The organism is Ancylobacter sp. (assembly GCF_965229075.1).
Classification (GTDB): Bacteria; Pseudomonadota; Alphaproteobacteria; order Rhizobiales; family Xanthobacteraceae; genus Ancylobacter.
Window position 1 is genome coordinate 1,028,929 of the sequence record NZ_CBDDIO010000002.1, and the last position, 23,601, is coordinate 1,052,529.

Sequence of the window (23,601 nt, forward strand, 5' to 3'; positions counted from 1 at the left end):
GAGTGAATATGGTCGCGCCTCCCTTCACGCGATTTCCGTGTTCCGCATGACCGACAGCCTCGCCACCGCCACCGCCCGGCAGATCGCGCAGCAAATCGCGCAGGAGATCGGCGCCCGCCCGCAGCAGGCGGAAGCCGCCATCGCCCTGCTCGACGAAGGCGCGACCGTTCCCTTCATCGCGCGCTACCGCAAGGAGGTGACGGGCGGGCTGGACGACACGCAGCTGCGCCGGCTGGATGAGCGGCTGGTCTATCTGCGCGAGCTGGAATCCCGCCGCGCGGCGATCCTCGACTCGATCCGCCAGCAGGAAAAGCTGACCCCGGAGCTGGAAGCCGCGCTCGGTGCCGCCACCACCAAGGCGGAGCTGGAAGACATCTATCTCCCCTTCAAGCCCAAGCGCCGCAACCGGGCGGAAATCGCCCGCGAGCGCGGCCTCGGCCCGCTGGCCGACGCCATCCTCGCCGACCGCGCTTTGGTGCCGGCGGAGCTGGCGGCCGGCTATGTCACGCAGGAGGTGGCGGATGTGAAGGCGGCGCTGGAAGGCGCGCGCGACATCCTCTCCGAACAGTTCGCCCAGAATGCCGAGCTGATCGGCCGGCTGCGGTCCTATCTCCACGCCAATGCCTTCCTGCGCGCCCGGCTGGTGGAGGGCAAGCAGGAGGAAGGCGCCAAGTTCTCGGACTATTTCGACCATGTGGAGCGCTGGTCCGGCGTGCCGAGCCACCGGGCACTCGCCATGCTGCGCGGGCGCAACGAGGACGTGCTGGCGCTGGAAATCGAGGTCGACGCCGAAGACCCGCGCCCGATCAAGCCGGTGGTGCGGATGATCGCCGAGGCCTATGCCATTGGCGAGAAGCTGCCCGGCGATGTCTGGCTGATGGAAATTGCCGGCTGGACCTGGCGGGTCAAGCTGTCGCTGCATCTCTCGCTCGATCTGATGACCGAGCTGCGGGCACGGGCGGAGAAGGAAGCCATCGACGTTTTCGCCCGCAACCTGAAGGACCTGCTGCTCGCCGCCCCGGCCGGCTCGCGCACCACGATGGGGCTCGATCCCGGCATCCGCACCGGCGTCAAGGTCGCTGTCGTGGACGGCACCGGCAAGCTGCTGGCCACCTCCACCGTCTACCCGTTCCAGCCGAAGAACGATGTGCGCGGCACGCAGGCCGAGCTCGCCCGCCTCATCCGCGCGCATCATGTCGATCTCATTGCCATCGGCAACGGCACCGGTAGCCGCGAGACCGAAAAGCTGGTGGCGGAACTCCTCGCCGCCCTGCCGCCCTCCGCGACCGGCTCGAAGCCGCTGAAAGTCGTGGTCTCGGAAGCCGGCGCCTCGGTCTATTCCGCCTCGGAACTCGCGGCGGCGGAATTCCCCGGCCTCGACGTGTCGCTGCGCGGCGCCGTCTCCATCGCCCGCCGGCTGCAGGACCCGCTGGCGGAGCTGGTCAAGATCGATCCGAAGTCGATCGGCGTCGGCCAATACCAGCACGATGTCGACCAGTACCACCTCGCCCGCGCGCTCGACGCGGTGGTGGAAGATGCGGTGAACGCGGTCGGCGTCGATCTCAACACCGCCTCCGCATCGCTGCTGGCTCGCGTCTCGGGGCTCGGCTCCTCGCTGGCCGAGGCCATCGTCGCCCATCGCGACGCCAATGGCCCCTTCGCCAGCCGCAAGCAGCTGAAAGACGTGCCGCGCCTCGGGCCGCGCACCTTCGAGCAATGCGCGGGATTTTTGCGCATCCGCGACGGCGCTGAGCCGCTCGACGCCTCCGCCGTCCACCCGGAAGCCTATGGCGTGGCGCGCAAGATCGTTAGCGCCTGCGGCCGCGACCTGCGCAGCCTGATGGGCGACAGCGCCGCGCTGTCCGGGCTCAACCCCGCCGCCTTCGTCGATGAGCGCTTCGGCCTGCCGACCGTGCGCGACATCATCGCCGAATTGGACAAGCCCGGCCGCGACCCGCGCCCCGCCTTCAAGACCGCCACCTTCACGGACGGCATCGACGACATGAAGGATTTGAAGCCCGGCATGGAGCTGGAAGGCACGGTCACCAATGTCGCCGCCTTCGGCGCGTTCGTGGATATCGGCGTGCATCAGGACGGGCTGGTCCACGTCTCCCAGCTCGCCGACCGCTTCATCAAGGACGCGCATGAGGTGGTGAAGGTCGGCGATGTCGTGAAGGTGCGGGTGCTGGAGATCGACCTCAAGCGCAAGCGCATCTCGCTCTCCATGCGCCGCGACGCCGGCGCCGGCGGGGCGAAGGCGCAGGGAGAGCGTGGCCAGGGCGAGCGTGGCCAGGGCGAGCGTGGCCAGGGCGAGCGTGGCTCGCGCGATGCCTCCCCGCCCCCGCGTGGTCCCCGCCCGCCGGCGCGCGAGCCGCAAAAGGCCCCGCAGGGCGCGCTCGGCGCCGCACTGATGGACGCGCTGAAGCGGCGCTGAGGCGCCGACGCTTCAGCCGGCGATCAGCGCGATCCAGCCGGCCGCCATCGCCATGCAGGCGAGGCTGACCGGCACGCCGGCGCGGGCGAACTCGCCGAACGAGATCTTCACCCCGCGGTCCGCCGCCTGTTCCACCACGATGATGCCGGCGAGGCTGCCGAAGACGATGAGGTTGCTGGAGAAGCCGGTGCCGAGCGCCAGCGCCGCGCCCAGCGCCTCGGCGTCGCCGCCGGGCGTGAGGAAGGGCACGAGCAGCATCACGGCGGGGCTGTTGCCGACGACATTGCTGAGCATTCCGCCCACGAGATAGAGCGCCAGCGGATCATCGAGGCTGAGCCCGGTGGCCCGCAGCCCGCTCAGTAATTGCTGCGGCAGGCCGGTCGCCGCCATCGCCGCATTGACCACGAACAGCCCCATGATCAGCACCAGCAGGTCGCCATCGACCTGCGCCAGCAAATCGCGCGAGGCGATCTGCCGGTTGATCAGCAGCACGCCGGCGGCGGCGAGCGCGATCAGCTCGCGCGGCCAGTCGCTGAAGATGAAGGCCGCCACCACGAGCGCCGTCACCACTCCCGCCTTCGCCGTCTCCACACGGTCGAGCGTCACGGGCGGCGCGGCCGGCGGGTCTTCCAGCGCGCCGGCGGATTTCGGTAGCGTCCAGCGGCCGCGATAGATCAGTGCCACGATCCCCCACACCAGCGGCAGCGAGGCCAGCGCCGGCAGGCCGGCCACGGCGAGGAAGCCGGTGAAGGACAGGCCGAGCTGCTGCGCGGCGATCATGTTCTGCGGCGAGCCGATCAGCGTGCCGGCCGAGCCGCTATTGGCGGCGAAGCAGAAGGCGAGCAGGAACGGCACCGGGTTCAGCCCGCGCGCCAACGTGAGCGAGACCAGCAGCGGCGTCATCGCCACCACCACCACATCATTGGTCAGCAGCGCCGAGAGCCCGCCGCCGACGCCGACCAGCACCGCCAGCAGCACCGGCGCGCTCACCGGCAGCAGCGCCACGCGCTCGGCGGTCCAGCCATAGAACCCGGAGACGACGAAGGCGGCGGACACCACCATCAGCCCGAACAACATGCCGACGCTGGCATAGTCGATCGATTCCCACGCCGCCTTCGGGCTGATGCCGCCCGCCACCATCACCGCCAGCGCCCCGATCAGCGCGGCGCCGGTGCGGTCCACCATGAAACCCGGCAGCTTGCCGAAGCCCATGGCGACATAGACGAGGAAAAAGATGAGGAGGGTCAGGCCCATCGCGGTCTCGGGTTCGGTCAGAGCTTGCCCGGCGCGCCCGGCGAGATCATCCGCGTCACATAATACGAAACCAGCGCCGGCGCCCACCGGGGATCGCGCAGCACCTGCCGCCCCCCGGCACCGAACAGCGACTGCAGCGCCTTCAGCGTCAAATGCCCGCGCGGCCACCGGGTGAAGCGCTCCAGCCTCCGCACCAGCGCGCGGTCGGCGGCCAGCGGGCTCGGCAATCCGAACACGGCCTCGGTCAGGGTGAGAAAACGCTGGGTCGATAGCCCCCAGCCCGCCGCCTGCGCGCGCGCGATCAGCGTGGGCGGCACCGTGCCGCCGAACGCGTCATGGATGCAGGTGACGAAGTCGAGCCCCTTCATCAACGGCACCTCGGCCGTCGCCAGCCGGTCCGGCTGGCGGCTGGTGCACTGCGCCAGCGAGCACAGGGCCCGCGACAGCGGGTCCAGCCGGCCGATCCGCAGCCCCTCCCAGTCGAGCCGTTCCACCCCGGCGGCGGCGACATCGGGCGGCAGCAGCGGGTCGTCGGGATCGACAATGGTGCGGTGCAGTTCGATCCGCGCCATCTCGTCGGGGTGGAAGAAGGGCGGGTAATGCCGCGCGCCTTCGCCGGGGTTCTCCTGGAAGCTGTAGCCGAGGCCGCGCAGCACCTCGATCGCCGCCCGCTGCGCGCTTTCTCCCGGCAGCCAGACATCGAGGTCCATCATCTGCCGCCCGGCGGCGGGGCCATCGGGCGGCAGCAGGGTGAGCGCCCCCTTGAGCCAGACAGGTTCGAGCCCGGCGGCATTGAAGGCGGCGGTCACGCTCCGCATCTGCCGTCGGAAGCCTTCATTGCGCTCGGCGTTCCAGTCCGCCACCGCTGCCAGAATATCCGCGAATTCGTCGTCGACGAGATCGCCCAGCTCGTGGCGGGCGAGCGCGACGGAAAGGGCCGGGATCAGCCGGTGCCGGTCGGCCTGGGCGAGCACGGCCGCCCAGGGCGGGTCGGCCGCTGCGGCGGTCCGCAGCGCCGCCCGGCTGGAAAAGGGCGACACCAGCGCGCAGAGCAGGCGCAGGCCGTCGAGCGAAGCGTTCCGGCGCGGCATGGGGTCCTCGAATGTGGCGCCTGCAGCCCCTTGGCAACGCCAGGCATGGCCGAGCGCGGCAGCGCAAGCAAATGCCCATGGGTGCTTTCCCTCTGGTGCCATAAGACCATTAGCGGTATCCTGCAACGCAGTTCTTTGTATCGTCGCGTTTCTCACCCCGGTGCGAGCCGATCCATGCCCCAGACACCTTCGCTGCCCGAGCCCGAGAAGACCCCGGCGACCGATGAGCGCCGCCGTGAGACCCTGCGCCGCCTCGGTCGCGGTGCCGCCTATGCCGTGCCGACGACCTTGGCGCTGATGTCCCTGCGCCGCGCCTCCGCCGCGAGCCCCCCGCCATGAGCTTCCCGAAGCCGCCGACCGACGCCGTCCCGAGCGCACCCGCCGAGGAAACGGCAGCCATGCCGCCCGCCGACGCCCGCCGCCGCGAGGCGCTGCGGCGGCTCGGTCGTGGCGCCGCCTATGCGCTGCCGGCCACGCTGGCCATCATGACCATCAACCGCGCCGCCGCCGCCAGTTGACGGAAGGTCCAGAGCGGTGCATTTTTACCTCTGACCATTCAGGCTTCGGCTCCGCGAGTCAGGGAACAGGCATGGCGACGGATCGTCCATCGGAAACCGAACGGGAGCCGCCCGCCGCGCCGTCCGGTACCGACCCGCGCCGGCGCGCCGCGCTGGCGAAGCTGGGCCGTGGCGCCGCTTATGCCGTTCCCGCCACGCTCGGCCTGATGATGATGCCGCGCGCCGCTCGGGCGTGCTGAAGCCGGTCTCACCGCCTCGCAGCCGTGGGGCAAGCTCCTGACCATCCCCCGACAATGACGCGCCGCACCGCCGGCTGGCCCCTAAGCGCTGCCGGTTGGCCGGAGACCCACATGTCCACCGAAAACACCCCCCGCCCGACTGACAAGGCCCCGGAACCGACCGATGAGCGGCGTCGCGCGGCGCTGCGCAGACTTGGCAAGGCGGCGGCCTATGCCGCGCCGGCGACGCTGAGCCTCATGGCGATCCGCCGCGCCGCCGCCGACAGCTAGAGCCATTCCCGCAGAGACTCCTGGCGTTTGCGCCAGGAATTGCCTGCTATCCGCGCGTCAGAGCAGGCCAGTGACGTCGAGTTCACCGGGGCCGCTCTCGACAACCGCTTCACATCCCAGGACTGTCCGGCAAGGCCCGGGCCGGCGCGCGTCGGCCGGGCGGCGCAGGCCCCGCTTTGAACTGGCGACCCTCCACCATGATCCCCTCCGCCGAACCGCGCTTCTACTTCCGTGTGCTCGACGACGTGCTGTTTGTCTTCGACCAGCACCGCGAAATGGCGCACGCGTTGAATGCGCCCGCCGCGCGGCTGTTCCTCGCGCTGTCCGACAGCTTCCGGCCGGCCGCCGCTCTCGGCGCGGAGGCGGCGGTGGATGGCGCCGATGATCTCGCGGCCTGTTTCGGCGCCTGGGAGGATTTTGGCTGGATCGAGCGCGACGCGGCCGGCCAGGTGCGCCTGCGCGCCTCGCAAAGGGATGCGGCACCGGCGCCATCGCGCTCGCCCGTGGCGGAAAGCCGCCCCGCGGTGCTGCTACAGCAGGCCCAGGTCCGGCTTGCCGGCACATCGGTGGCGCTGCGCCTGCTTGCCACCGGGCGGCGGGGCGGGGAAGCCACGCCACCTGCCTGCCTCGGGGTGCGCCTTGCCACCGGCGAAAGGCTCATGGGGTTCTTCAGCGGCTTTCTCGATCCCGATCCCGCCCATCACCTGCCGCTCGCCACGCTCGATGTCATCGTCGAGGAAGACGGCTTCACCCTGCGCTGCGTCTGCGGCGGGGCAATCACCCGCCAGCTCTTCACCGAGGAGGCGTCGCAGGCGGTCGGCAAGTCGCATCTCTGGCTGCTCGATCTCGTCTATCGCGACCCGCCGCCCGCCGTCTTCGTCCATGCCGCCGTGCTGTCCACCGCCGATGGCGCGCTGATGATGGCGGGGGTCTCCGGCGCGGGAAAGAGCACGCTGTCGGCCTATCTCGTGGCGCAGGGCTGGCGTTTCGGCACGGACGATTCCCCGGCCATCGCCTTTTCCGGCGGCGAGGCGGTGGTGCTGCCCTGCCCGGGGGCAATCAGTCTCAAGCCCGGCAGCCTTGACGCGCTGGCGCCGTTCTATCCCGGCCTCAAGGAGCGGCCGCACGTCGGCAGCGGCGAAAAGCGCGGCTGCTATCTGCCGGTGCCGCGGGAGCGGCACATGCCGCCGCACGGCCGAGAAAACCGCCTCGCCTGCCTGGTCTTTCCCCGCTTCGCAGCGGGATCGCCGACGCGGGTCGAAGCGATCGGGCCGGCGCGAGCGCTGCTGGAGCTGATGGACGCCGAATTCGGCCTCGCCGAGACCGCCGGCACCGCCGAACTCGACGCCTTCTTCGACACGCTGGAGCGCCTGCCGCGCTACGCCGTCACCTATAGCGACCTGGCGGAGATGGAAGCCGTGCTGCGCCGGCTGCTGGCCGGCGCGCCGGCCTGAACCACGCCGTCAGCGGACGGGTTCAGCCCGCCGGGCGCTCGCGCTCCCAATAGAAGCCTTCCACCGCTTCGAGGTGCGCGCGCATTGCCGCTTCGGCGGCATCCGCGTCATGGGCGGCGATGCCGTCATAAATCCGCTCGTGATAGGCGAGGGCGAGTTCCTTCGCCTCCGCCACCTGCAGCGTCACCTTGCGCTGCTGCGACAGCCACTGCACCACCGCCTGGTGCAGCCCGTTGAACAGCGGGTTCTGCGCCACCAGCACGATCTCGTAATGGAAGGCGATGTCGGACGCCTCGAATGCCGCCCTGTCGCCGAGGTCGCGCCGGTTGCGGGCGAGCGCATCGCCGATGCGGGCAAGGTCCGCCGGGCTCGCTTCCCGCGCCGCATGCCGGGTCAGGGCGAGTTCGAGATGCAGCCGCGCGTGCTGGAAATGCGCCATGCCGGCGGGCTGGGCCAGATAGGCCCGCACCGAGGCCGACAGCTCGTGGATGAAATGCTTGGGGTCCGGCCGCACCACCCGCGCCCGCTCGCCATTGGCGATCGACACCAGCCCGGCCTTCTGCAGCGACATCAGCGCCTCGCGGATCGCCGGGCGGCCGACCTTGAACTGCTCCATCAGCTCGCGCTCGGACGGCAGCGCATCGCCCTCCCCCAGCGTGCCGTCGAGCATCAGCTGCTGCAGGCGCTCGGCCACATCCTCATAGATGCGGCGGCGGCGGATCGGTTCGATATCGAGCACGGCGACTCCCCAGGTGGTATGAAAGGATCGCCGGCCCGGCCGCCCTGTCAACCGCAAGATGCGCGGGCGCGTTCAGCGCTTCTTCGGCTGAACGACGACGGTGGCGGTCAGCCCCGCCACCAGCCGCACCTCCGGCGGCAGCGGACCGAGCTTGATCCGCACCGGAATGCGCTGGGCGAGGCGGATCCAGTCGAAATTCGGGTCCACCTGCGCCAGCAGCCCCTGGCCGGGATTGGCGATGGCGCGGCTCAGCCCCTCGACCTCGCCGTCGATCACCACGCCGCCGGCCATCAGCTCCACCTTTGCAGGGTCGCCGTCGCGGATGGAGGGCAGCTTGGTTTCCATGAAATAGGCGTAGACATAGAAGGAATGGCTGTCGACCAGCGCCAGTATGGCCTCGCCGACCCGGGCGTAATCGCCGGCATCGACGTTGAAATTGGTGATGTAGCCATCGGTCGGGGCGCGCACGCGCGAGCGCTCCAGATTGATCTGGGCCGTGGCCAGCGCCGCCTGCGCCGCGTCGAGCTCGGCCTGGGCCTCGGCGGCGTTGGAGGCGGTGAGTTCGACGGTCTGCTCCGAGATCGCGTCGGCATCGGCCTGTTCCAGCCGGGCGTCGCGCCGGGCGGTGTCACCGGCATAGCGCAGCGCGTGCTGCTTCAGTTCCACATCCGCCTGCGCCTGCCGCAGCGCGGCGGTGAAGCGCTGCTGGTCGATGACGAACAGGATGTCGCCCTTCTGGACGAACTGGTTGTCGCGCACATTCACGGAATCGACGAGGCCGGACACATCCGGCGCGATCGCCACCACCTGCGCCAGCACCCGCGCGTCGCGGGTCCAGGGCGCGACGGTGTAATAGAGCCACAGCCGCCAGCCCACGAAAACCGCCGCCACTGTTGCCAGCAGGGTAACGCCCACGCGCAGGGCGGAGCCCATTTTCATCGCAGAACCTCCAGCAACGACGGCAGCAGCAGAATGAACATGCCGAACAGGATGATGTAGAGCGCCGCGTCGAACAGCGGCCGATGCCAGACGAAGCGGTAGAACCCCGCCCGCGCCAAACCCCAGCGCAGCAGCAGGTAAGGCGCCAGCGCGACGGCCGCCCAGATCAGCACCGGCGGGAAATAGATGCCGAACGCCTCGGGGGTGAAGAAGGGCCACGCGGTGTGCATCTCAGCCCTCCCCGAAGGCGTGCCGCAGATAGGCGCGGTCAATGTCGAAACGGTCGACGATGAAGCGCAGCGAGGCCCCGGCGCGCAGGTTCAGCCCCGCCGCCTTCGTGCCGGGCGGGAGAGCGAGCCCGGCCAGCCCCGCCTGCGTCTTATGTGCCAGCGCCTCTGCCGCCGCGATACGTTCCGGCAGCGCCGGGCCTGCCTCGGGAAAGCGGGCGAGTTCGGCGGCGAAGCGGTCGAGGAAGCCGGCGACCAGCGCGCGCGTCTCCTCCGCCAGTTCCGGCGCGCCCAGCAGTCGGCGCAGGCGGCCGAGTTCCAGCGCGGTGGAGGCCGCGCCCAGCGTGCCGCGCAGATATTCGTCCTCCCCCGGCCGGGCGAGGGCGAGGCGCGGCAGCAGATCGGCCAGCGCGCCGACGATCTCGCGCAGGATCGCCCGCTCGTGCCGCAAGCCGCGCGCCGCCTGCGGCAGGCGGGTCCCGAGCGTGGTGTTCCACAGCTGCCGGCGCGAGGCGCGCGAGGTGACGGGAAACAGGTTCAGCAGCACCAGCGCCGCCCCCATGCCGAACAGGGTGGAGAGGGCGGCGTTGAGAAAGCCGGCCTCGTCCGGGCGGAACACATTGCCGGTGCCGAGCTCGGCGACGAAATAGGCGCCGAAAGCCGTGCCCGCCAAGGCGAGCGCCGGCGTTCCCGCCATCAGCCCGGCCGGGAACAGCGCCACCATGAGGAACAGCGCCAGCGCGTCGAACCCTTCGATGCGCGGCAGCACGAACACCATGGCGCCATAGGCCGCCGCCATGCCGAGCCCGGCGAAGATCAGGAAGGACAGGCCGAGCGCCCCCGGCCGGTCCTGGTTGACGGCGAAGAACAGCAGCACGGCGAGGCCGGCGGCGGCGTTGAAGCCGCTGGTCCATTCCGTCGCCGCCCAGAAGCCGCACATCGCCAGCAAGAGCAGCCCCGCGCGCAGCCCGGCGAGCCGCGCCTCCCGGCGCTGCGCCGGCGCCATCACCGGTGGGGGGCGCGCGGCGCTGGGCGCCGCCGGGGCCGTAACGCCGCGCAGGGCCAGGGGACCCGTGGGGCGCAGGCTCGCCGCCTGGCTCACCATCACCATGGAAAGCCCGTGCAGCAGATCGCCGGCGCGCCGCAGGATCAGCACGCCATTGGCGAGCGGCAGGAACGGCACCTGCCCGGCCATCGCTTCCAGCTCGGCGCCGGCGGCGTTGAGTGCGACGCGCGTGGCCAGCAGCTGCGCGCGCACGCGCCGTGTGTCGGCGAAGGCGGAAGGGTCGGCCGCCAGCCGCTCCAGCAGCGCCGCCACATCCGCCATGGCCGGGCGCAGCCGATCGGCCACCGGCCCCGCCCCTTCCACCGCGAACTCGTCGAGCCGCAGATACAGCCCGCGCGCCACCGCCAGCACGCGCAGGAATTCGCGTGTCATCCGGCGCAGGCCGGCATCGCTGGCGCGCATCTCCGGCGCCTCGAACAGGGTGTAGGAACGCAGCGCGTCGAATTTCACCACCGCTTCCACCATCTCGCGGCGCAGCGGCGCGAAGGCGGTGATGGGGGTGACCGGCTGCAGCGCCACCGCACCATAGTGGCACAGCCGGCCGAACAGCACCGCCAGCTGGCCGCGCAGCACGTCGCCGGCATAGACCGGGAACACCAGCACGCTCATCGCCGTGACGAAGACGATGCCGAGGATGATTTCCGCCGTGCGGTCGACGGCGAGATGCCAGGCATCCGCCGGCGCGGAGGCCCCTTCCAGCCCCACCAGCAGCGCGGTGTAGCCGGCGAGCAGGAAGCTGTAGGAGGTGTAGTTGCGCGAAAGCCCCGCCTGGGTAAAGCAGAAGCCGAGCCACAGCGCGAGCGAGCCGACCAGCGGCAGCGGTGCCTGCGACCACAGCGCGAGAATCACCAGCCCCGCCGCCGCGCCGAGCAGCGTGCCGGCGACGCGGAAGGCGCCCTTGGCCACGGCGGCGCCGGCGGTCGGCTGCGCCAGCAGATAGACGGTGAGCGCCGCCCATTGCGGGTCGTCGAGCTGAAGCCAATAGGCGGCGCCCAGCGCCATGACCGCTGCCGCGGCGGTGCGCAGCGAAAACACGATGTTGCGCCAGCCGAGATCCACCGGCACGGCGGCGCGCAGCCGGGTCCACACATCCGGGAAGGCGGTGCCGGCAGGGGTCATGGCGCTCCAACGTGTCGGGGAAACACCGGCGCGCCGGCGCGGGGCGCGCCCGAAACCGCGGCGAACCTATCAACACACAGCGAGGGCGCGCAATGGCGGGCTCACCACACCAGCGCGGCCGTGCGCACCGGCGCGCACCACAGCGCGAATTCGGCCGGGGTGAGCAGCGCCAGCGTGAGCGAGAGCCCCGCCATGTCGAGCGAGGTGACGAAGGTGCCGACCAGCGCCCGCGCCGGGACCAGGCCCCGCTCGGCCAGCACGGCACGGGCCAGCGCATGGGCGCGGTTGAGCTCGATCGGCGGGGTGCCGCCAAAGCCGTTGACGATCAGCAGCGGGTGCGCCTCGGCGAGCGGGGGAAGCTGCGCCAGCACCGGCTCGCACAGCAGGCGCACGATCTCTTCCGCCCCGGCACGGCGGGTGCGGTAGAGCCCTGGCTCGCCATGAATGCCGACGCCGATCTCCATCTCGTCCGGCCCGAGGGCGAAGGTGTCGCGCGCCGTGTCCGGCAACGACACCCCGCGCAGGGCGACGCCCATGCTGCGCAGCCGCCCCGACAGCCCGTCGCCAAGCGCCTTGAGCGTGGCGAGGTCGTCGCCCCGCTCGGCCGCCGCGCCGAGAATCTTCTCCACCACCACCGTGCCGGCCACGCCGCGCCGGCCCCGGCTTCGGACGGAAGGTCCGGTGGCGGCATCGTCCTCCACGATCACCGTCTCCACATGATGGCGCCCGGCGGCCATTTCCGCCGCCATCTCGAAATTCATCACGTCGCCATCGTAATTCTTCACCACCAGCAGGCAGCCGGCACCGGAATCGGTCTCGTCCATGGCGGCGAGAATCTGGTCGGGCGTCGGCGAGGTGAAGACATGGCCGGTACAGGCGGCGTCCAGCATGCCGGCGCCGATGAAGCCGCAATGCAGCGGCTCGTGCCCCGCCCCGCCACCGGATATCACCGCCACTTTGCCCGGCTGCAACGTGCGGCGGCGCACGAACTTGGCGTCACGGCCGAAGGCGACGAGGTCCTCATGCGCGGCGACGAAGCCGGCGAGGCTGTCCGCCACCAGCGTCTGCGCCGTGCCGGGACGCCGCGTCATCGCGCCCTCGCGCCTTCGCGCGCCGCATGTGCCGCCTCTGCCGCCCGCCGCCGCACCGGCTCAGCCCGCCCGGTGCGGTTGGGGTGCGCGGCCCGTCCTCGCCTGCATTCACTCGCTCCCATTCACCAGCACCGCCATCTTAGCCACGAAGTCGGCGACGGCATCGTCGAAGCTGCGATTCTTCCGGTCATCGCCGAAATCCGGCACCATCAGCGCCAGCGTCCGCATGGAGGAGCCCCCGCCCACGTCAGGCAGGCGGCCGGGATGGGCGGCCTGATAGGCGGCGAGGAAACGCTCCTGTTCCGCCGGGCTGAAATGGCACACCCGTAGGATGGTCGGCAGATGCCGGGCCGGCAAGGGCGTGTCATAGGCCGGGCTGGTCACCTGGGTGACGAAGCTGCGGTGCTTGCCCAGCGCCGCCGCCAGACGCTGGCGCGTGCCGGAGGGCCGGTTGTCGAGAATGCCGGACAGCAGGGTCTTGTAGGCGATCACCGCCTCGTCGCTGGTCTCGCGCGCCATGGCTAGTCCCGCCCCGATGGGGGATTGGGTGCCGCGGCCGCCAGCGCCGCGCGCACCGCCTCGATCTGGCCCGGCGGCACGGAAAGCCCGTCGAAGCCCAGCGCCCGCAGCCGGCCCGCCGCCTCAGGCCGGGCCGCGAGATCGCCGCACAACGACACCGGCCGGCCCATCGCCCGGGCGCTCGCGCAGATATGGTCCAGCAACCGGAACAACGCCGTCTCCGCTCCCGCACAGAGCGGCGCCACCGCCGGATTGTCGCGCGCCGCCGCTGCGAGATACTGCATCAGGTCATTGGTGCCCACGGAAAAGAACGCCGCCTGCGGGAACAGGTCCAGCGTCAGCGCCGCCGCCGGCACCTCCACCATGATGCCGAGCGGCGGCAGACGGGCCTCCACCCCCTGCCGCGCCAGTCGGGCGGCTTCCTCCTCGAACAGCAGCGCCATCGCCGCGAGCTCCGCTGGCACCGTCACCATGGGCAGCAGCACGCAGAGCGGCCCCAGCGCCGCCGCCCGCATCAGCGCCCGCGCCTGGATGCGGGCGAGATCGGGATAGGCGAGCAGGAACCGCACCCCGCGCAGGCCGAGCACGGCGGCAGGGTCGCCCTCGGCAAGGCCGGGAAGCGCCTTGTCGCCGCCGAGATCGAGCATCCGCAGCGTCGCCGGCTTGCCGCCGAGCGCCTCAATGAGGCGGCGATAGCCGGCCACATGCCGCTCTTCGCTCAGCGCCTCGGCGGCATGGGCGAAGAGGAACTCGGTCCGCACCAGCCCGACCCCGTCGACGCGCGCGGGATCGAGCCCGTCGAGATCGGCCAGCGTGTCGATGGTGGCGAACAGTCCGGGCCGGCCGGCAGCGGGGGGCACCGGCACAGACGCCGGCACGGGGGTGCTCTCCGGCGACGGGGCGGGGGCAACCGCCATCTCGCCGCCGTCCGGGTGGAGGCAGACGAGGCCACGCGTGCCGTCCACCAGCAGCGGATCGCCGGTCTCCCCCGGCACGGCGCCGAGGCCGACCACCATGGGCACGCCGCGCGCCCGGGCCAGCAACGCGACATGGCTTGCCGCGCTGCCGGCGCCAAGCGCGATGGCGCCGCCCGCCGACCAGTCATGGGCGAGGAAGACGCTCGGCGGCATGTCGCGCCCGACATAAACCGCGCCGGAGGGAAAATCGGCACGGGTGCGGCCGGCGAGCGCGTCGAGCACCCGGTGCTGCAGGTCCATCAGGTCGGCGGCGCGCAGGGCGAAGGGATCGGGCGCGGCCGCACCGGTCTCGTCGGTCTCGTCGGTCTCACTGTCGGCCTCATCGGCCTCACCGGTCACCTCATCGATCCGCTCGTTCATCGCCGCGGCAAAGGCCAAAGCCGCGCCTTCGCCGCGGTCGATACGGGCCAGAGCGGGGGCGAGCAGTTCGCCATCGAGCAGGAGTTCGATCTGGAAATCGAGGATTCCGGCGCTGTCGGCATCGGCTTCGGCGGTCAGCGCGCGCAATTCGGCAATGGCGCGCTCCACCGCCGCCGCCAGCGCCGCGCGCGGCTCGCCCCCGCTGCCGACCAGCCCGGAGGGTGCCGGCGGCTCCCCCGCGCGGTACAGCGGACCAACCGCCCGGCCCGGCGAGGCGGGCTGGCCGCGCCGTTCACACCGGCCGGCCATCGGCGCGCCCGGGCTTGCGATCCTCGTCGAAATTGCGCCGCACCAGCTCGCTGAGCGCCGCCACCGCCTCCTGCGCCCGCGCACCCTCGGCGCGAATTCTCATTTTGGTTCCGCGCCTTATGCGGGCTCCGATGATCTTGACGATGCTCTTGCCGTTCAGCCAGTCGGCCGATCCGTCGAGCGCCACTTCCACCGTGCAGGGAAAGCTCTTGGCCAGCCGGGTGAAGGCGACGGAGGGACGGGCGTGCAGTCCGACCCCGTGCGTGACCTCGACTTCGGCCTGGCAGCGATGGGCGGAAGGCCGCCCGACAAGGGGGAGAGGTTCGGCCATCACGCGGACAGCTCTTCCGCCGTGGCCACCACCCGCGCCAGCGACGAGCCGCCGGAGGCCTCCGCCGCCGCCACCACCGCGCCCTCCACCAGAGGCGCGTTGCAGATGGCGACCTTGGCGGCGCGCGCCGGCTCCAGCATCTCCACCGCCATTTCGCTATTGGTTTCCGCCCCGCCGAGATCGACGAAGATGGCCACGCCGGCCTCCGACCACGCCGCCTCGATAGCTACCAAGATACCGTTCACATGCGTCCCCAGACCGCCCTCGCCATTGCCGCCCGTCCAGGCGAGAGGCACGCATCCCCCCACCATCTGGCGCACCATGTCGGCCGCACCCTGGGCGACGAGGGGCGAATGCGACACGATCACGATGCCCACATTGGCGCCGCGCGCGGGGGTCATGATGGGGTATGCTCCTGAAAATACTGGCAGATTGTCATGGCAAGCAGGGCACAGCTGGACGCGCCGGGGTCCTCGTGACCAACCGAGCGTGCGCCGAGATAGGACGCCCGGCCGCGCCGCGCCAGCATCATTTCCGTCGCCTGAGCGGCCGTGCGGGCGCAGGCGGCGATGCGGTCGGGTGCGGCGTGGCGCGCGATCTCCGCCTGCACGGGGTAGAGCACGTCGAGCAGCGTCTTGTCGCCGGGCCCGGAACGGCCGCGCCGGGCCACCGCCGCGATCGCCCGTGCCAGGCTGGCGGCGAAATCGGCCCGACCGCCCTCATCGGCCAGACCCCGCCCCAGCTCCATCAGCAGCGTGCCGTAGAGCGGGCCGGCGGCGCCGCCGATCGTCATCACCAGCACCAGCCCCATGCGTTCCAATGCCGCCGGCAGCGGCAGGGAAGCGATTTCCGCCCGCTCGCCATACACCGCCTCGAGCCCCCGCTGCATGTTGGCGCCGTGGTCGCCATCGCCGATAGCGCTGTCGAGCCGGCCGAGATGCTCGCAATGCCGCTCGATCTGCGCGCGGCACAGAGCAATGAGCTGGGAGAGATCGGAAGCGTCGAGCGGCATCGTTCTCATCCCTCCCCCGCCCCTCAGCCGCCTGCGGCCAGCGCCTCGAACACCCGTGCCACCGCCACCGCACCGGGATCGGGCGATCCTTCCAGCTCGCGCGCGGCGACATAGGCCGCCCGCCCTGCCCGCGCCCGCGCCATGGTTCGGGTCGCCTCCGCGCCGGCCGTTGCGGCGGCGGCTGCGACCGCGAGATCGCCGGCGGCCAGTGCTTTCAGCGCGGGATCGAGCGCGTCGATCATGGTGCGATCGCCCGGCACCGCACCGCCATAGAAGACCACGCGGTCGAGGCCGGCAAGCAGGGCGGCAGCCAGATCCTTACCCTCCCCCCGCGCCTGCCCGGCGGCGGTGAAGAAGATGGAAAGCAGGACGCCGCTCGATCCGCCCATCGCCGAGCCAAGCCCGGCGCCAATGGCCTTCAGCGTGGCAGCGGCATCGCCCAGCGGCAGATGGGCGAGGTCGTTCAGAACGGAACGGGCGCCGGTCGCGACGGTGCTGCCGGTATCGCCATCGCCGGCGCGAGCGTCGAGCCGGTTCAACTCCTCCTCCAGCCCGACAAGCGTCGTGCAGACGCGGCGGATAATTGCCTCGGTGGCGGCGTCGGCGCTGGCGGCAACGTCTGTCGCGCGCGGCGCGGTCGGCGCCGCCTCAATCGCCACGGTGCCGGGGATTACCGCCGGCCGCCACGCCAGCGGCTCGGCCGCTGCGGTGAGCGCCGCCTCGCGTACCGCGTCGAGCTTGAGGTAGGACAGCGAAAAGCCGTTCATGTTCAAGGCGGTCATCAGCGGCGCCGGCCCGATGACCAGCTTCACCCCGCGCCCCAGATCGGAGGCGAGCAGCGCCTCGGCGATCAGGCTCATCTCCAGAGGCGGCACGGAACCGAGATTGTTGATCAGAAGCGCATAGGCGGCCGCGGGATCGAGGCGGGTGCCGAGGCGTTCATGCATCAGCGCGACGATGTCGCTTGCCGGCAGAAGCGGAATGCGTTCCACGCCGGGCTCGCCATGGATGCCGAGGCCGAGTTCGCCTTCCTCCGCCCCCAACCGCCCCTCGAAGGGCTGACCGGGGATCGAGCAGGAGGACAGCGAGACGCCGAGCGAGGCGATGTCAGCCGCCGCCGCACGGGCGGCGGTCGCGACGGCCGCGAGGTCCGCCCCCGTCTCGGCGAGATGACCGGCGATCTTGTGCACGAACAGCGTTCCGGCCACGCCGCGCGGCTGCGGAATGTCCGGCAGGGCGATGTCGTCGGCCACGATCGCCATTTCGACCTTGTAGCCTTCGGTGCGGGCACGCTCGGCGGCGAGGCCGAAGTTCAGCCGGTCCCCCGTGTAGTTCTTGACGACGAGGAGGCATCCCGGCGCACCGGTCACGGCGCGGATGGCGGTGAGCACGGCCTCGACACTTGGTGAGGCGAAGATCTCGCCGGAGACCGCGGCGGTAAGCAGCCCGCGGCCGACGAAGCCGGCATGCGACGGCTCATGGCCCGCGCCGCCGCCGGAGACGACGGCGACCTTGGACTTGTCCCAGTCCGCGCGCAGCACGACCTTGATGTCGGGATAGGTGTCGAGCCGGGCCAGCCGACCGGGGGGCGTCGTGCGCAGGAGCCCGTCCAGCGCCTCGGTGACGATGCTTTCCCGACGGTTGAAGAAATGTTTCATGACTGCCTTCCCCTCGTTCGACGCGGCCTCCGGCACGGGTGCCTTCCGCCCTCAACGCACGTTGTCTGCTTAGATGAGCCTTTGGCCGTCCGGGCCGAAATAGAGTGGATTCTTCAAGGTCAGGTTGATGCTGTCGCCGGGAGCCACCGCCATGTCGGGATCGGCGAGGGTGACCAGCTTGTGCGCGCCAAGACGGATATGCAGATGGTTCTGGTCGCCGAGATGTTCGATCCAGTCCACCCGCGCGTTGCCGCCCTCTCCGGGAAGGAGGACGATGTGCTCCGTCCGCGCGCCGATGGTGCGGGTGCCGGGCGGCGTCAGCACGTCAGGGACGAGGCCGACAGGGAGAAGATTGATGTGCGGCTGGCCGAGCCGGGCGGCGACATGCAGATTGGCCGGGCTCGCATAAATCTCGCGCGGTGTGCCGATCTGCACCAGCCGCCCCTCGGCGAGAATGCCGATGCGGTCGGCCATGGTCATGGCCTCGATCTGGTCATGGGTGACATAGAGCAGCGTCGCGCCGAGTTCCTTCTGGATGCGCTTCAGTTCCAGCCGCAATTCGCCGCGCAGCTTGGCGTCCAGCGAGGAGAGCGGCTCGTCCATGAGGTAAATGGACGGCCGGCGCACCAGCGCCCGGCCGATCGCCACGCGCTGCATTTCGCCGCCGGAGAGGCGGGTGGAGCGGTTCTCCAGCTTGTGGTCGATGCGCACCATCTTCGCCACCTCGCGCACCCGCGCATCGATGGCGGCACCATCCATGCGCCGAGTCGGGGAGCGCAGCGGGAAGGCCAGGTTCTCGTAGACGGTGAGGTGCGGATAGAGCGAATATTGCTGGAAGACGAAGGCGACATCGCGGCTTGCCGGCGCGAGCCCCGCCATCGGCCGCCCGCCAATGCTCACCGAACCGGCATCCGGCGTCTCCAGACCGGCGATGAGGCGCAGCGTCGTCGTCTTTCCCGCACCGGTGGGGCCGAGGAGGACGACGAATTCGCCGTCGTCGATATGCAGGTCGATGCCGTCGACCGCCCGCTTGCCCCCGCCCTTGCCAAAGCTCTTGCTGATACCCTTGAGCGTCACCTCAGCCATGGCGGGCCTCCCGGCGCAACGCGCCTTCGTGCAGGGCGGAAGGAATGACGCGGCCGGAGCCGGCATCGAACAATGACAGCCGGTCGCTCTTGAAGGTGAGGCCGACAGGCTCGCCGACGCGGTAGTTTTGCTCGGCGGCAAGCCGGGCGCGCACCAGCCCGCCCTCGGTCTCCACCGTCACGATCTGGTTGGTGCCGAGATATTCGCTGCCATAGACCGCGCCGCGCAGCGGCGAGGCATCCGAAAAGCGCACATGTTCGGGACGCACACCCAGCGCCAGAGGCCCCGGGACGACGTCCGCGCGCAGCTCCGGCATGGCCACCTCCACCGCGCCGATCCGCGCCGTGCGCGCGCCCCGCGCCAGCCCGCCGGTGAAGCGGATGAAGTTCATCGGCGGCGAGCCGATGAAGTCGGCGACATACATGGAAGCCGGCCGGTCGTAGATTTCCTGCGGCGTCCCGAACTGCTCGATCACGCCATGGTTCATCACCGCGATCTTGTCGGCCATCGCCATGGCCTCGATCTGGTCATGGGTGACATAGACCGTGGTGGCGTGGATGCGGTTATGCAACTCGCGCAGTTCGCGCACCATCACCTCGCGGAACTCGGCGTCGAGCGTGCCGAGCGGCTCGTCCATGAGGAAGCACATCGGGCGGCGGACGATGGCCCGGCCCAGCGCCACGCGCTGGCGATCGCCGCCGGCGAGCCCGGAAACGGGGCGGTCGAGAATATGGTCGATCTGCAGCAGGCGCGCCGTTTCCTCGACGCGCGCCTTGATTTCCGCCTTCGGCACACCCTGCGCCAGCAGCGGGAAGCCGATATTCTTGCGCACATTCATATGCGGGTAGAGCGCGAAGAGCTGGAAGACGAAGGCGATGTCGCGCTCGCTGGCGCGCTTATAGGTTACATCTTCTCCGCCCAGGCGGATGGTCCCTCCCGTCGGCAGCTCCAGCCCCGCGATCATGCGCAGCGTGGTTGTCTTGCCGCAGCCGGAAGGACCGAGCAAAGCGAGGAACTCGCCATTCTCGACGGTGAAGCTCGAATCCTGCACGGCGACGAACTCGCCGAAAGCCTTGCGCAGATTCTCGACCCTGATCTCGGCCATGCGCCTACTCCGGGAACTTGGACACGATCATGAACATGAACGTGCCGGCGAGAAGGGTGACGAGGGAATAGGTGTAGAGCACCAGTGCGAAGGGCTGGAACAGCATGAGAAAGCCGAGGCCGATGACGGTGACGGCCACCGCCTCCATCGGCCCGCGCCGCAGGAAGACCGGGCGGCGGGGCCTTACTGGCGAGGGGCTGGGAGGGGCGAGGACAGGATCGCTCATTTGCGCACCGCGCCGAAAGTGATGCCGCGAAGCAGCTGCTTGCGCAGCAGAATGGTGAAGACGAGGATCGGCACCAGGAAGATGGTGGTGCCCGCCGCCACCGCCGGCCAGTCCTGCCCACCCTCGCCGATGATGGTGGGGATGAAGGGCGGGGCGGTCTGGGCGCTGCCGGAGGTGAGCAGCGAGGCGAAGGCGTATTCGTTCCAGGCGAAGATCAGGCAGAAGATCGCGGTGGCGGCGATGCCGGTGGTCGCCTGCGGCAGCACCACCTTGCGGAAGGCTTGCAGCCGCGAATAGCCGTCGATCATCGCCGCCTCTTCATACTCGCGCGGGATCTCGTCGATGAAGCCCTTGAGCAGCCACACGGCCAGCGAGACATTGACCGCCGTATAGAGCAGCATCATCCCAAGGGCGGTGTCAGAAAGGCCGAGCTGCCGGTACATGAGGTAGATCGGGATCGCCACCGCGATGGGCGGCATCATCCGGGTGGAGAGGATGAAGAACAGCAGATCATCCGCCAGCGGCACCTTGAAGCGCGAGAAGCCATAGGCCGCCAGCGTGCCGAGCCCGACCGCCAGGAAGGTGGAACCGAAGGCGATGATCAGCGAATTGGTGAAGCGCGGCAGGAAGTTGGACGGACCGGCGATCACCATGTTGCGCTCGCGCGTGACCGCATCGCACAGGTTCTCCGGCGGCGGAAGGGACGCGATGTATTCCGGGGTCTGCCGCGTGCGCGTGGTGAAGAGGTTGCAGTAGCCTTCCAGCGACGGCGTGAACAGGATCTTCGGCGGATAGGAAATCGAGTCCGGCGGCGACTTGATCGAGGTGAGGAAAATCCACACCAGCGGAATCATAGTGATGACCGCGTAGAGGATCACCAGCGTCGCGGCGATGCGCTTGGAACGGGCGCTCGGCTCGACGACCGAATGGGCGGTGTTTGCCGAGCTCATCGCTGTTTCACCCTGTTGAGCGCCTTAACGTAGATGTTGGCGAGGCCGAACACGGCGACGAAGAGAACGATGGCAAAAGCCGACGAGCGCCCGGTCGCCCACGCTTCGAAGGCGTCGCGCTTGAGCGCGATGGAGGCGACCTCGGTGGTCGAGCCCGGCCCGCCGCCGGTCAGCAGGTTGACCATGTCGAACATCTTGAAGTTCTCGATGCCACGGAACAGCACCGCCAGCATGATGAAGGGCAGCGCCATCGGCACGGTGATCGACCAGAACTGCCGCCAGTTCGACGCGCGATCGACTTCCGCCGCCTCATAGATGTAGTCGGGAATGGAGCGCAGCCCGGCGAGGCAGATCAGCATCACATAGGGCGTCCACATCCAGGTATCGACGATGATGATCGCCCAGGGCGCCAGGTTGACGCTGCCAAGCATCTGGATCTCCGAGGTCGGGATGCCGGTGAGGAACGAAACGGCATAGGCGAACAGGCCGATCTGCGGCTCATAGAGGAACCGCCAGAAATTGCCGACCACGGCGGGCGATAGCATCATCGGGATAAGGATGAGCGTCGTCCAGAAGGCGTGGCCACGGAACTTGCGGTCGATGAGATAGGCCAGCGCGAAGCCGATCACCGTCTGGAGAAGGATGGTCCAGAACACGAAATGCGCCGTGGTCTGCATCGAGGCCCAGATATCGGGGTCGTTCAGCACCCGCGAATAATTGCCGAGGCCGACATTCTTGACCTCCGCATTGGGGCGGTTGGCGCGGTAGTTGGTGAAGGAGAGGTAGATCGCCCAGAACAGCGGGAAGATGTTGATCGCCAGCAGCAGCGCGATGGTGGGCGCGATGAACAGCCAGGCGATGGCCTTGTCCGAAAGCGCCCGTACCCGCCTCACCAGAGGTTCCGGGGTTGCCCGCACCGCCGCCTCGGCGGCCTTGTCGGCATAAGTGTGTGGGGATGTCGTCACGCGCGCCCTCGCTGGCGTCGGCGGAAAAGGGGCGATCCGGTGGGTCTCGGGATGAGCCGGATCGCCCGCGGGAGGAAGCGGAGCCTACTCCCTCTCCCCGCCGGGGAGAGGATGGGGCGAGAGGTGGGAGGCGCTGAACGCGCGGATCACCCGCTCACCGACCCGCTTGGCGGGCCCCTCTCCCGGACGGGAGAGGATCACATGGTCGCAATCTCAGATCTTGCCGTCTTCCTTGAAGATCTCGGTCCAGTCCTTTTCGAGACCGTCGAGAGCCTCCTTTGCCGTGCCCTTGCCGGCGACGACATAGTCATGCACCCGCTTCTGCATCGCCTGCAGCAGTTCGGCGTAAGACGGCTCGGCCCAGAAATCCTTCACGATCGCCATCGATTCCAGGAAGGCGGGTGCATAGGGCTGGCTGGTCTTGAAGTCGGGAGCGTCGACCACCGCCTTCAGGCAGGAATAGCCGCCGAGCTGCCACCACTTGGCCTGCACCTGCGGCTGGGCGAACCATTTGATGTACTGAAGCGCAGCGTCGCGCTTGTCCGAGTAGGACACCACCGAGATGCCCTGCCCGCCGAGCTGGGCGTAATGATACTTCTCCGCCGGATTGGGGAAGAAGCCGATGCGGTCGCCACCGACCTTCTCGTCCTTGTAGAGGCCGGGCCAGGTGAAGGCGAAGTTCATCTGCATCGCCACCTGCCCGGATTTGAAGGCGTCGGCGGATTCCACCATGTAGACGTTGGACGCGCCGGGCGGGGTGCAGCAATCGTAAAGGGCCTTGTAGAATTCGAGGCCCTTGATGGCATCCGGCGAGTTCACATAGCCCTGCATGTCATAGGGCTTCTTGGGGTTGTCATACATGAAGCCCCAATCATAGAGGACGTTGGTCACGCCCATCGTGATGCCTTCCGACCCACGCTCGGTGTAGATCGAGGCCCCGTAGACGGTCTTGCCGTCGATCTGCCGCTTCTGGAAGAACTCGGCGATTTGCTTGAGCTGGTCGTAGGTCTTCGGCGCGTCGAGGTCCCAGCCGTACTTCGCCTTGAATTCCTTCTGGATCTCAGGGCGCGTGAACCAGTCCTTGCGGTAGGTCCAGCCCACCACGTCGCCCATCGCCGGCAGGGCCCAGTAATTCGGCGTGTTCTTCGGCCATTCGGAATAGCCGACCACGGTCGCGGGAACGAAGTCATCCATCTTGATGCCTTCTTTCGCGAAGAAGTCGTTCAGCTTCACATAATGCCCGTTCTCCGCCGCGCCGCCGACCCACTGGCTGTCGCCGATGATGAGGTCGCACAGCTTGCCGCGCGAATTCAGTTCATTGAGGAAGCGGTCGGCATAGCTGGTCCAGGGGACGAACTCGAACTTCATGTCGATGCCGGTCTTGGCGGTGAAGTCCTTGGACAGTTCCACCAGCGCATTGGCCGGGTCCCAGGCCGCCCAGCACAGCGTGAGTTGCTCGGCCTTCGCCGCCTGCGGCACGGACATCAGCGCGCAAACGGCCGTCGCCCCGAGAAGGGGTATCCACTGCTTCAGCATGCTCTCCTCCCAGAGAACGAGGGGCTTTTTGCCCCTTTCATGGCTCACCGTGGCGCAAGGCGCGCCGGAACGATTTAGCTTTATGTTTAGTTATGCGCCAATCGCTCAACATGACAAGAGCAAATC

Annotated in this window: 25 protein-coding genes; 6 read left to right on the forward strand and 19 right to left on the reverse strand. The window is 69.5% G+C overall.

Going from position 1 to position 23,601, the window contains the following annotated elements:
- Positions 1 to 46: 46 nt before the first annotated feature.
- Complete coding sequence (locus ACO07Z_RS10845; protein ID WP_421698736.1) at positions 47 to 2,434, forward strand: Tex family protein; 2,388 nt, start codon at positions 47 to 49, stop codon at positions 2,432 to 2,434.
- 12 nt (positions 2,435 to 2,446) lie between these two features.
- Here the strand turns inward: ACO07Z_RS10845 and ACO07Z_RS10850 are convergent, their stop codons facing one another.
- Both ACO07Z_RS10850 and ACO07Z_RS10855 read right to left on the reverse strand, forming a co-directional pair.
- Positions 2,447 to 3,688 (reverse strand): SLC13 family permease, encoded by a 1,242-nt coding sequence (locus tag ACO07Z_RS10850; RefSeq protein WP_421698737.1) that lies wholly within the window; start codon positions 3,686 to 3,688, stop codon positions 2,447 to 2,449.
- A gap of 17 nt (positions 3,689 to 3,705) precedes the next feature.
- Positions 3,706 to 4,779, reverse strand: a complete 1,074-nt coding sequence (locus tag ACO07Z_RS10855; protein ID WP_421698738.1) for a nucleotidyltransferase family protein — start codon at positions 4,777 to 4,779, stop codon at positions 3,706 to 3,708.
- A gap of 174 nt (positions 4,780 to 4,953) precedes the next feature.
- Here ACO07Z_RS10855 and ACO07Z_RS10860 point away from each other — a divergent pair, with 174 nt between their 5' ends.
- The 5 genes from ACO07Z_RS10860 to ACO07Z_RS10880 all read left to right on the forward strand — a co-directional run bounded on the left by ACO07Z_RS10860 (position 4,954) and on the right by ACO07Z_RS10880 (position 7,260).
- Complete coding sequence (locus tag ACO07Z_RS10860; RefSeq protein ID WP_421698739.1) at positions 4,954 to 5,118, forward strand: hypothetical protein; 165 nt, start codon at positions 4,954 to 4,956, stop codon at positions 5,116 to 5,118.
- Positions 5,115 to 5,297: a hypothetical protein gene (locus ACO07Z_RS10865; RefSeq protein ID WP_421698740.1), complete on the forward strand. Its 183-nt coding sequence runs from the start codon at positions 5,115 to 5,117 to the stop codon at positions 5,295 to 5,297. Before ACO07Z_RS10860 ends, ACO07Z_RS10865 begins: the two co-directional genes overlap by 4 nt.
- 71 nt (positions 5,298 to 5,368) lie before the next feature.
- Positions 5,369 to 5,536, forward strand: a complete 168-nt coding sequence (locus ACO07Z_RS10870) for a hypothetical protein (RefSeq protein WP_421698741.1) — start codon at positions 5,369 to 5,371, stop codon at positions 5,534 to 5,536.
- Between the two features lie 111 nt (positions 5,537 to 5,647).
- On the forward strand, positions 5,648 to 5,806 hold the full coding sequence (locus ACO07Z_RS10875) for a hypothetical protein (RefSeq protein ID WP_421698742.1): 159 nt from the start codon (positions 5,648 to 5,650) through the stop codon (positions 5,804 to 5,806).
- Between the two features lie 197 nt (positions 5,807 to 6,003).
- A complete protein-coding gene (locus ACO07Z_RS10880; protein WP_421698743.1) occupies positions 6,004 to 7,260 on the forward strand; it encodes a hypothetical protein in 1,257 nt (418 codons plus the stop codon).
- A 22-nt stretch (positions 7,261 to 7,282) separates the two neighbouring features.
- On the opposite strand, the gene ACO07Z_RS10885 is transcribed toward ACO07Z_RS10880, so the two are convergent.
- The 17 genes from ACO07Z_RS10885 to ACO07Z_RS10965 all read right to left on the reverse strand — a co-directional run bounded on the left by ACO07Z_RS10885 (position 7,283) and on the right by ACO07Z_RS10965 (position 23,424).
- Positions 7,283 to 7,999, reverse strand: coding sequence for a GntR family transcriptional regulator (locus tag ACO07Z_RS10885; protein WP_421698744.1), 717 nt, complete (start codon positions 7,997 to 7,999; stop codon positions 7,283 to 7,285).
- Positions 8,000 to 8,071: 72 nt separating this feature from the next.
- Positions 8,072 to 8,938, reverse strand: coding sequence for an efflux RND transporter periplasmic adaptor subunit (locus tag ACO07Z_RS10890; protein WP_421698745.1), 867 nt, complete (start codon positions 8,936 to 8,938; stop codon positions 8,072 to 8,074).
- Positions 8,935 to 9,168, reverse strand: coding sequence for a DUF1656 domain-containing protein (locus tag ACO07Z_RS10895; RefSeq protein ID WP_244379597.1), 234 nt, complete (start codon positions 9,166 to 9,168; stop codon positions 8,935 to 8,937). Before ACO07Z_RS10895 ends, ACO07Z_RS10890 begins: the two co-directional genes overlap by 4 nt.
- A 1-nt stretch (position 9,169) precedes the next feature.
- On the reverse strand, positions 9,170 to 11,350 hold the full coding sequence (locus ACO07Z_RS10900; protein ID WP_421698746.1) for an FUSC family protein: 2,181 nt from the start codon (positions 11,348 to 11,350) through the stop codon (positions 9,170 to 9,172).
- A 101-nt stretch (positions 11,351 to 11,451) separates the two neighbouring features.
- On the reverse strand, positions 11,452 to 12,441 hold the full coding sequence (locus ACO07Z_RS10905; protein ID WP_421698747.1) for a dihydroxyacetone kinase subunit DhaK: 990 nt from the start codon (positions 12,439 to 12,441) through the stop codon (positions 11,452 to 11,454).
- A gap of 108 nt (positions 12,442 to 12,549) precedes the next feature.
- Positions 12,550 to 12,960 (reverse strand): hypothetical protein, encoded by a 411-nt coding sequence (locus tag ACO07Z_RS10910; protein ID WP_244379603.1) that lies wholly within the window; start codon positions 12,958 to 12,960, stop codon positions 12,550 to 12,552.
- A gap of 2 nt (positions 12,961 to 12,962) precedes the next feature.
- Positions 12,963 to 14,606, reverse strand: coding sequence for a putative PEP-binding protein (locus tag ACO07Z_RS10915; RefSeq protein ID WP_421698748.1), 1,644 nt, complete (start codon positions 14,604 to 14,606; stop codon positions 12,963 to 12,965).
- On the reverse strand, positions 14,590 to 14,937 hold the full coding sequence (locus ACO07Z_RS10920; RefSeq protein WP_421698749.1) for an HPr family phosphocarrier protein: 348 nt from the start codon (positions 14,935 to 14,937) through the stop codon (positions 14,590 to 14,592). The genes ACO07Z_RS10915 and ACO07Z_RS10920 overlap by 17 nt, the downstream gene beginning before the upstream one ends.
- Positions 14,937 to 15,338, reverse strand: a complete 402-nt coding sequence (gene dhaM, locus ACO07Z_RS10925; protein ID WP_421698750.1) for a dihydroxyacetone kinase phosphoryl donor subunit DhaM — start codon at positions 15,336 to 15,338, stop codon at positions 14,937 to 14,939. Before dhaM ends, ACO07Z_RS10920 begins: the two co-directional genes overlap by 1 nt.
- Positions 15,335 to 15,949, reverse strand: coding sequence for a dihydroxyacetone kinase subunit DhaL (gene dhaL, locus ACO07Z_RS10930; RefSeq protein ID WP_421698751.1), 615 nt, complete (start codon positions 15,947 to 15,949; stop codon positions 15,335 to 15,337). The genes dhaM and dhaL overlap by 4 nt, the downstream gene beginning before the upstream one ends.
- Before the next feature lie 23 nt (positions 15,950 to 15,972).
- On the reverse strand, positions 15,973 to 17,607 hold the full coding sequence (locus tag ACO07Z_RS10935; RefSeq protein ID WP_421698752.1) for a dihydroxyacetone kinase subunit DhaK: 1,635 nt from the start codon (positions 17,605 to 17,607) through the stop codon (positions 15,973 to 15,975).
- 69 nt (positions 17,608 to 17,676) lie between these two features.
- A complete protein-coding gene (locus ACO07Z_RS10940; protein WP_421698753.1) occupies positions 17,677 to 18,693 on the reverse strand; it encodes an ABC transporter ATP-binding protein in 1,017 nt (338 codons plus the stop codon).
- Positions 18,686 to 19,798, reverse strand: a complete 1,113-nt coding sequence (locus ACO07Z_RS10945; protein WP_421698754.1) for an ABC transporter ATP-binding protein — start codon at positions 19,796 to 19,798, stop codon at positions 18,686 to 18,688. Before ACO07Z_RS10945 ends, ACO07Z_RS10940 begins: the two co-directional genes overlap by 8 nt.
- 4 nt (positions 19,799 to 19,802) lie before the next feature.
- Entirely contained in the window at positions 19,803 to 20,024 is a 222-nt protein-coding gene (locus ACO07Z_RS10950) for a hypothetical protein (protein ID WP_421698755.1), read from the reverse strand.
- Positions 20,021 to 20,974 carry a carbohydrate ABC transporter permease gene (locus ACO07Z_RS10955; protein WP_421698756.1) on the reverse strand — a complete coding sequence of 318 codons (954 nt, stop codon included), beginning with the start codon at positions 20,972 to 20,974 and terminating at the stop codon, positions 20,021 to 20,023. The genes ACO07Z_RS10950 and ACO07Z_RS10955 overlap by 4 nt, the downstream gene beginning before the upstream one ends.
- Positions 20,971 to 21,939 carry a carbohydrate ABC transporter permease gene (locus ACO07Z_RS10960; RefSeq protein ID WP_371348550.1) on the reverse strand — a complete coding sequence of 323 codons (969 nt, stop codon included), beginning with the start codon at positions 21,937 to 21,939 and terminating at the stop codon, positions 20,971 to 20,973. The genes ACO07Z_RS10955 and ACO07Z_RS10960 overlap by 4 nt, the downstream gene beginning before the upstream one ends.
- A gap of 213 nt (positions 21,940 to 22,152) precedes the next feature.
- Complete coding sequence (locus tag ACO07Z_RS10965) at positions 22,153 to 23,424, reverse strand: ABC transporter substrate-binding protein (protein WP_371349102.1); 1,272 nt, start codon at positions 23,422 to 23,424, stop codon at positions 22,153 to 22,155.
- Positions 23,425 to 23,601: the final 177 nt, after the last annotated feature.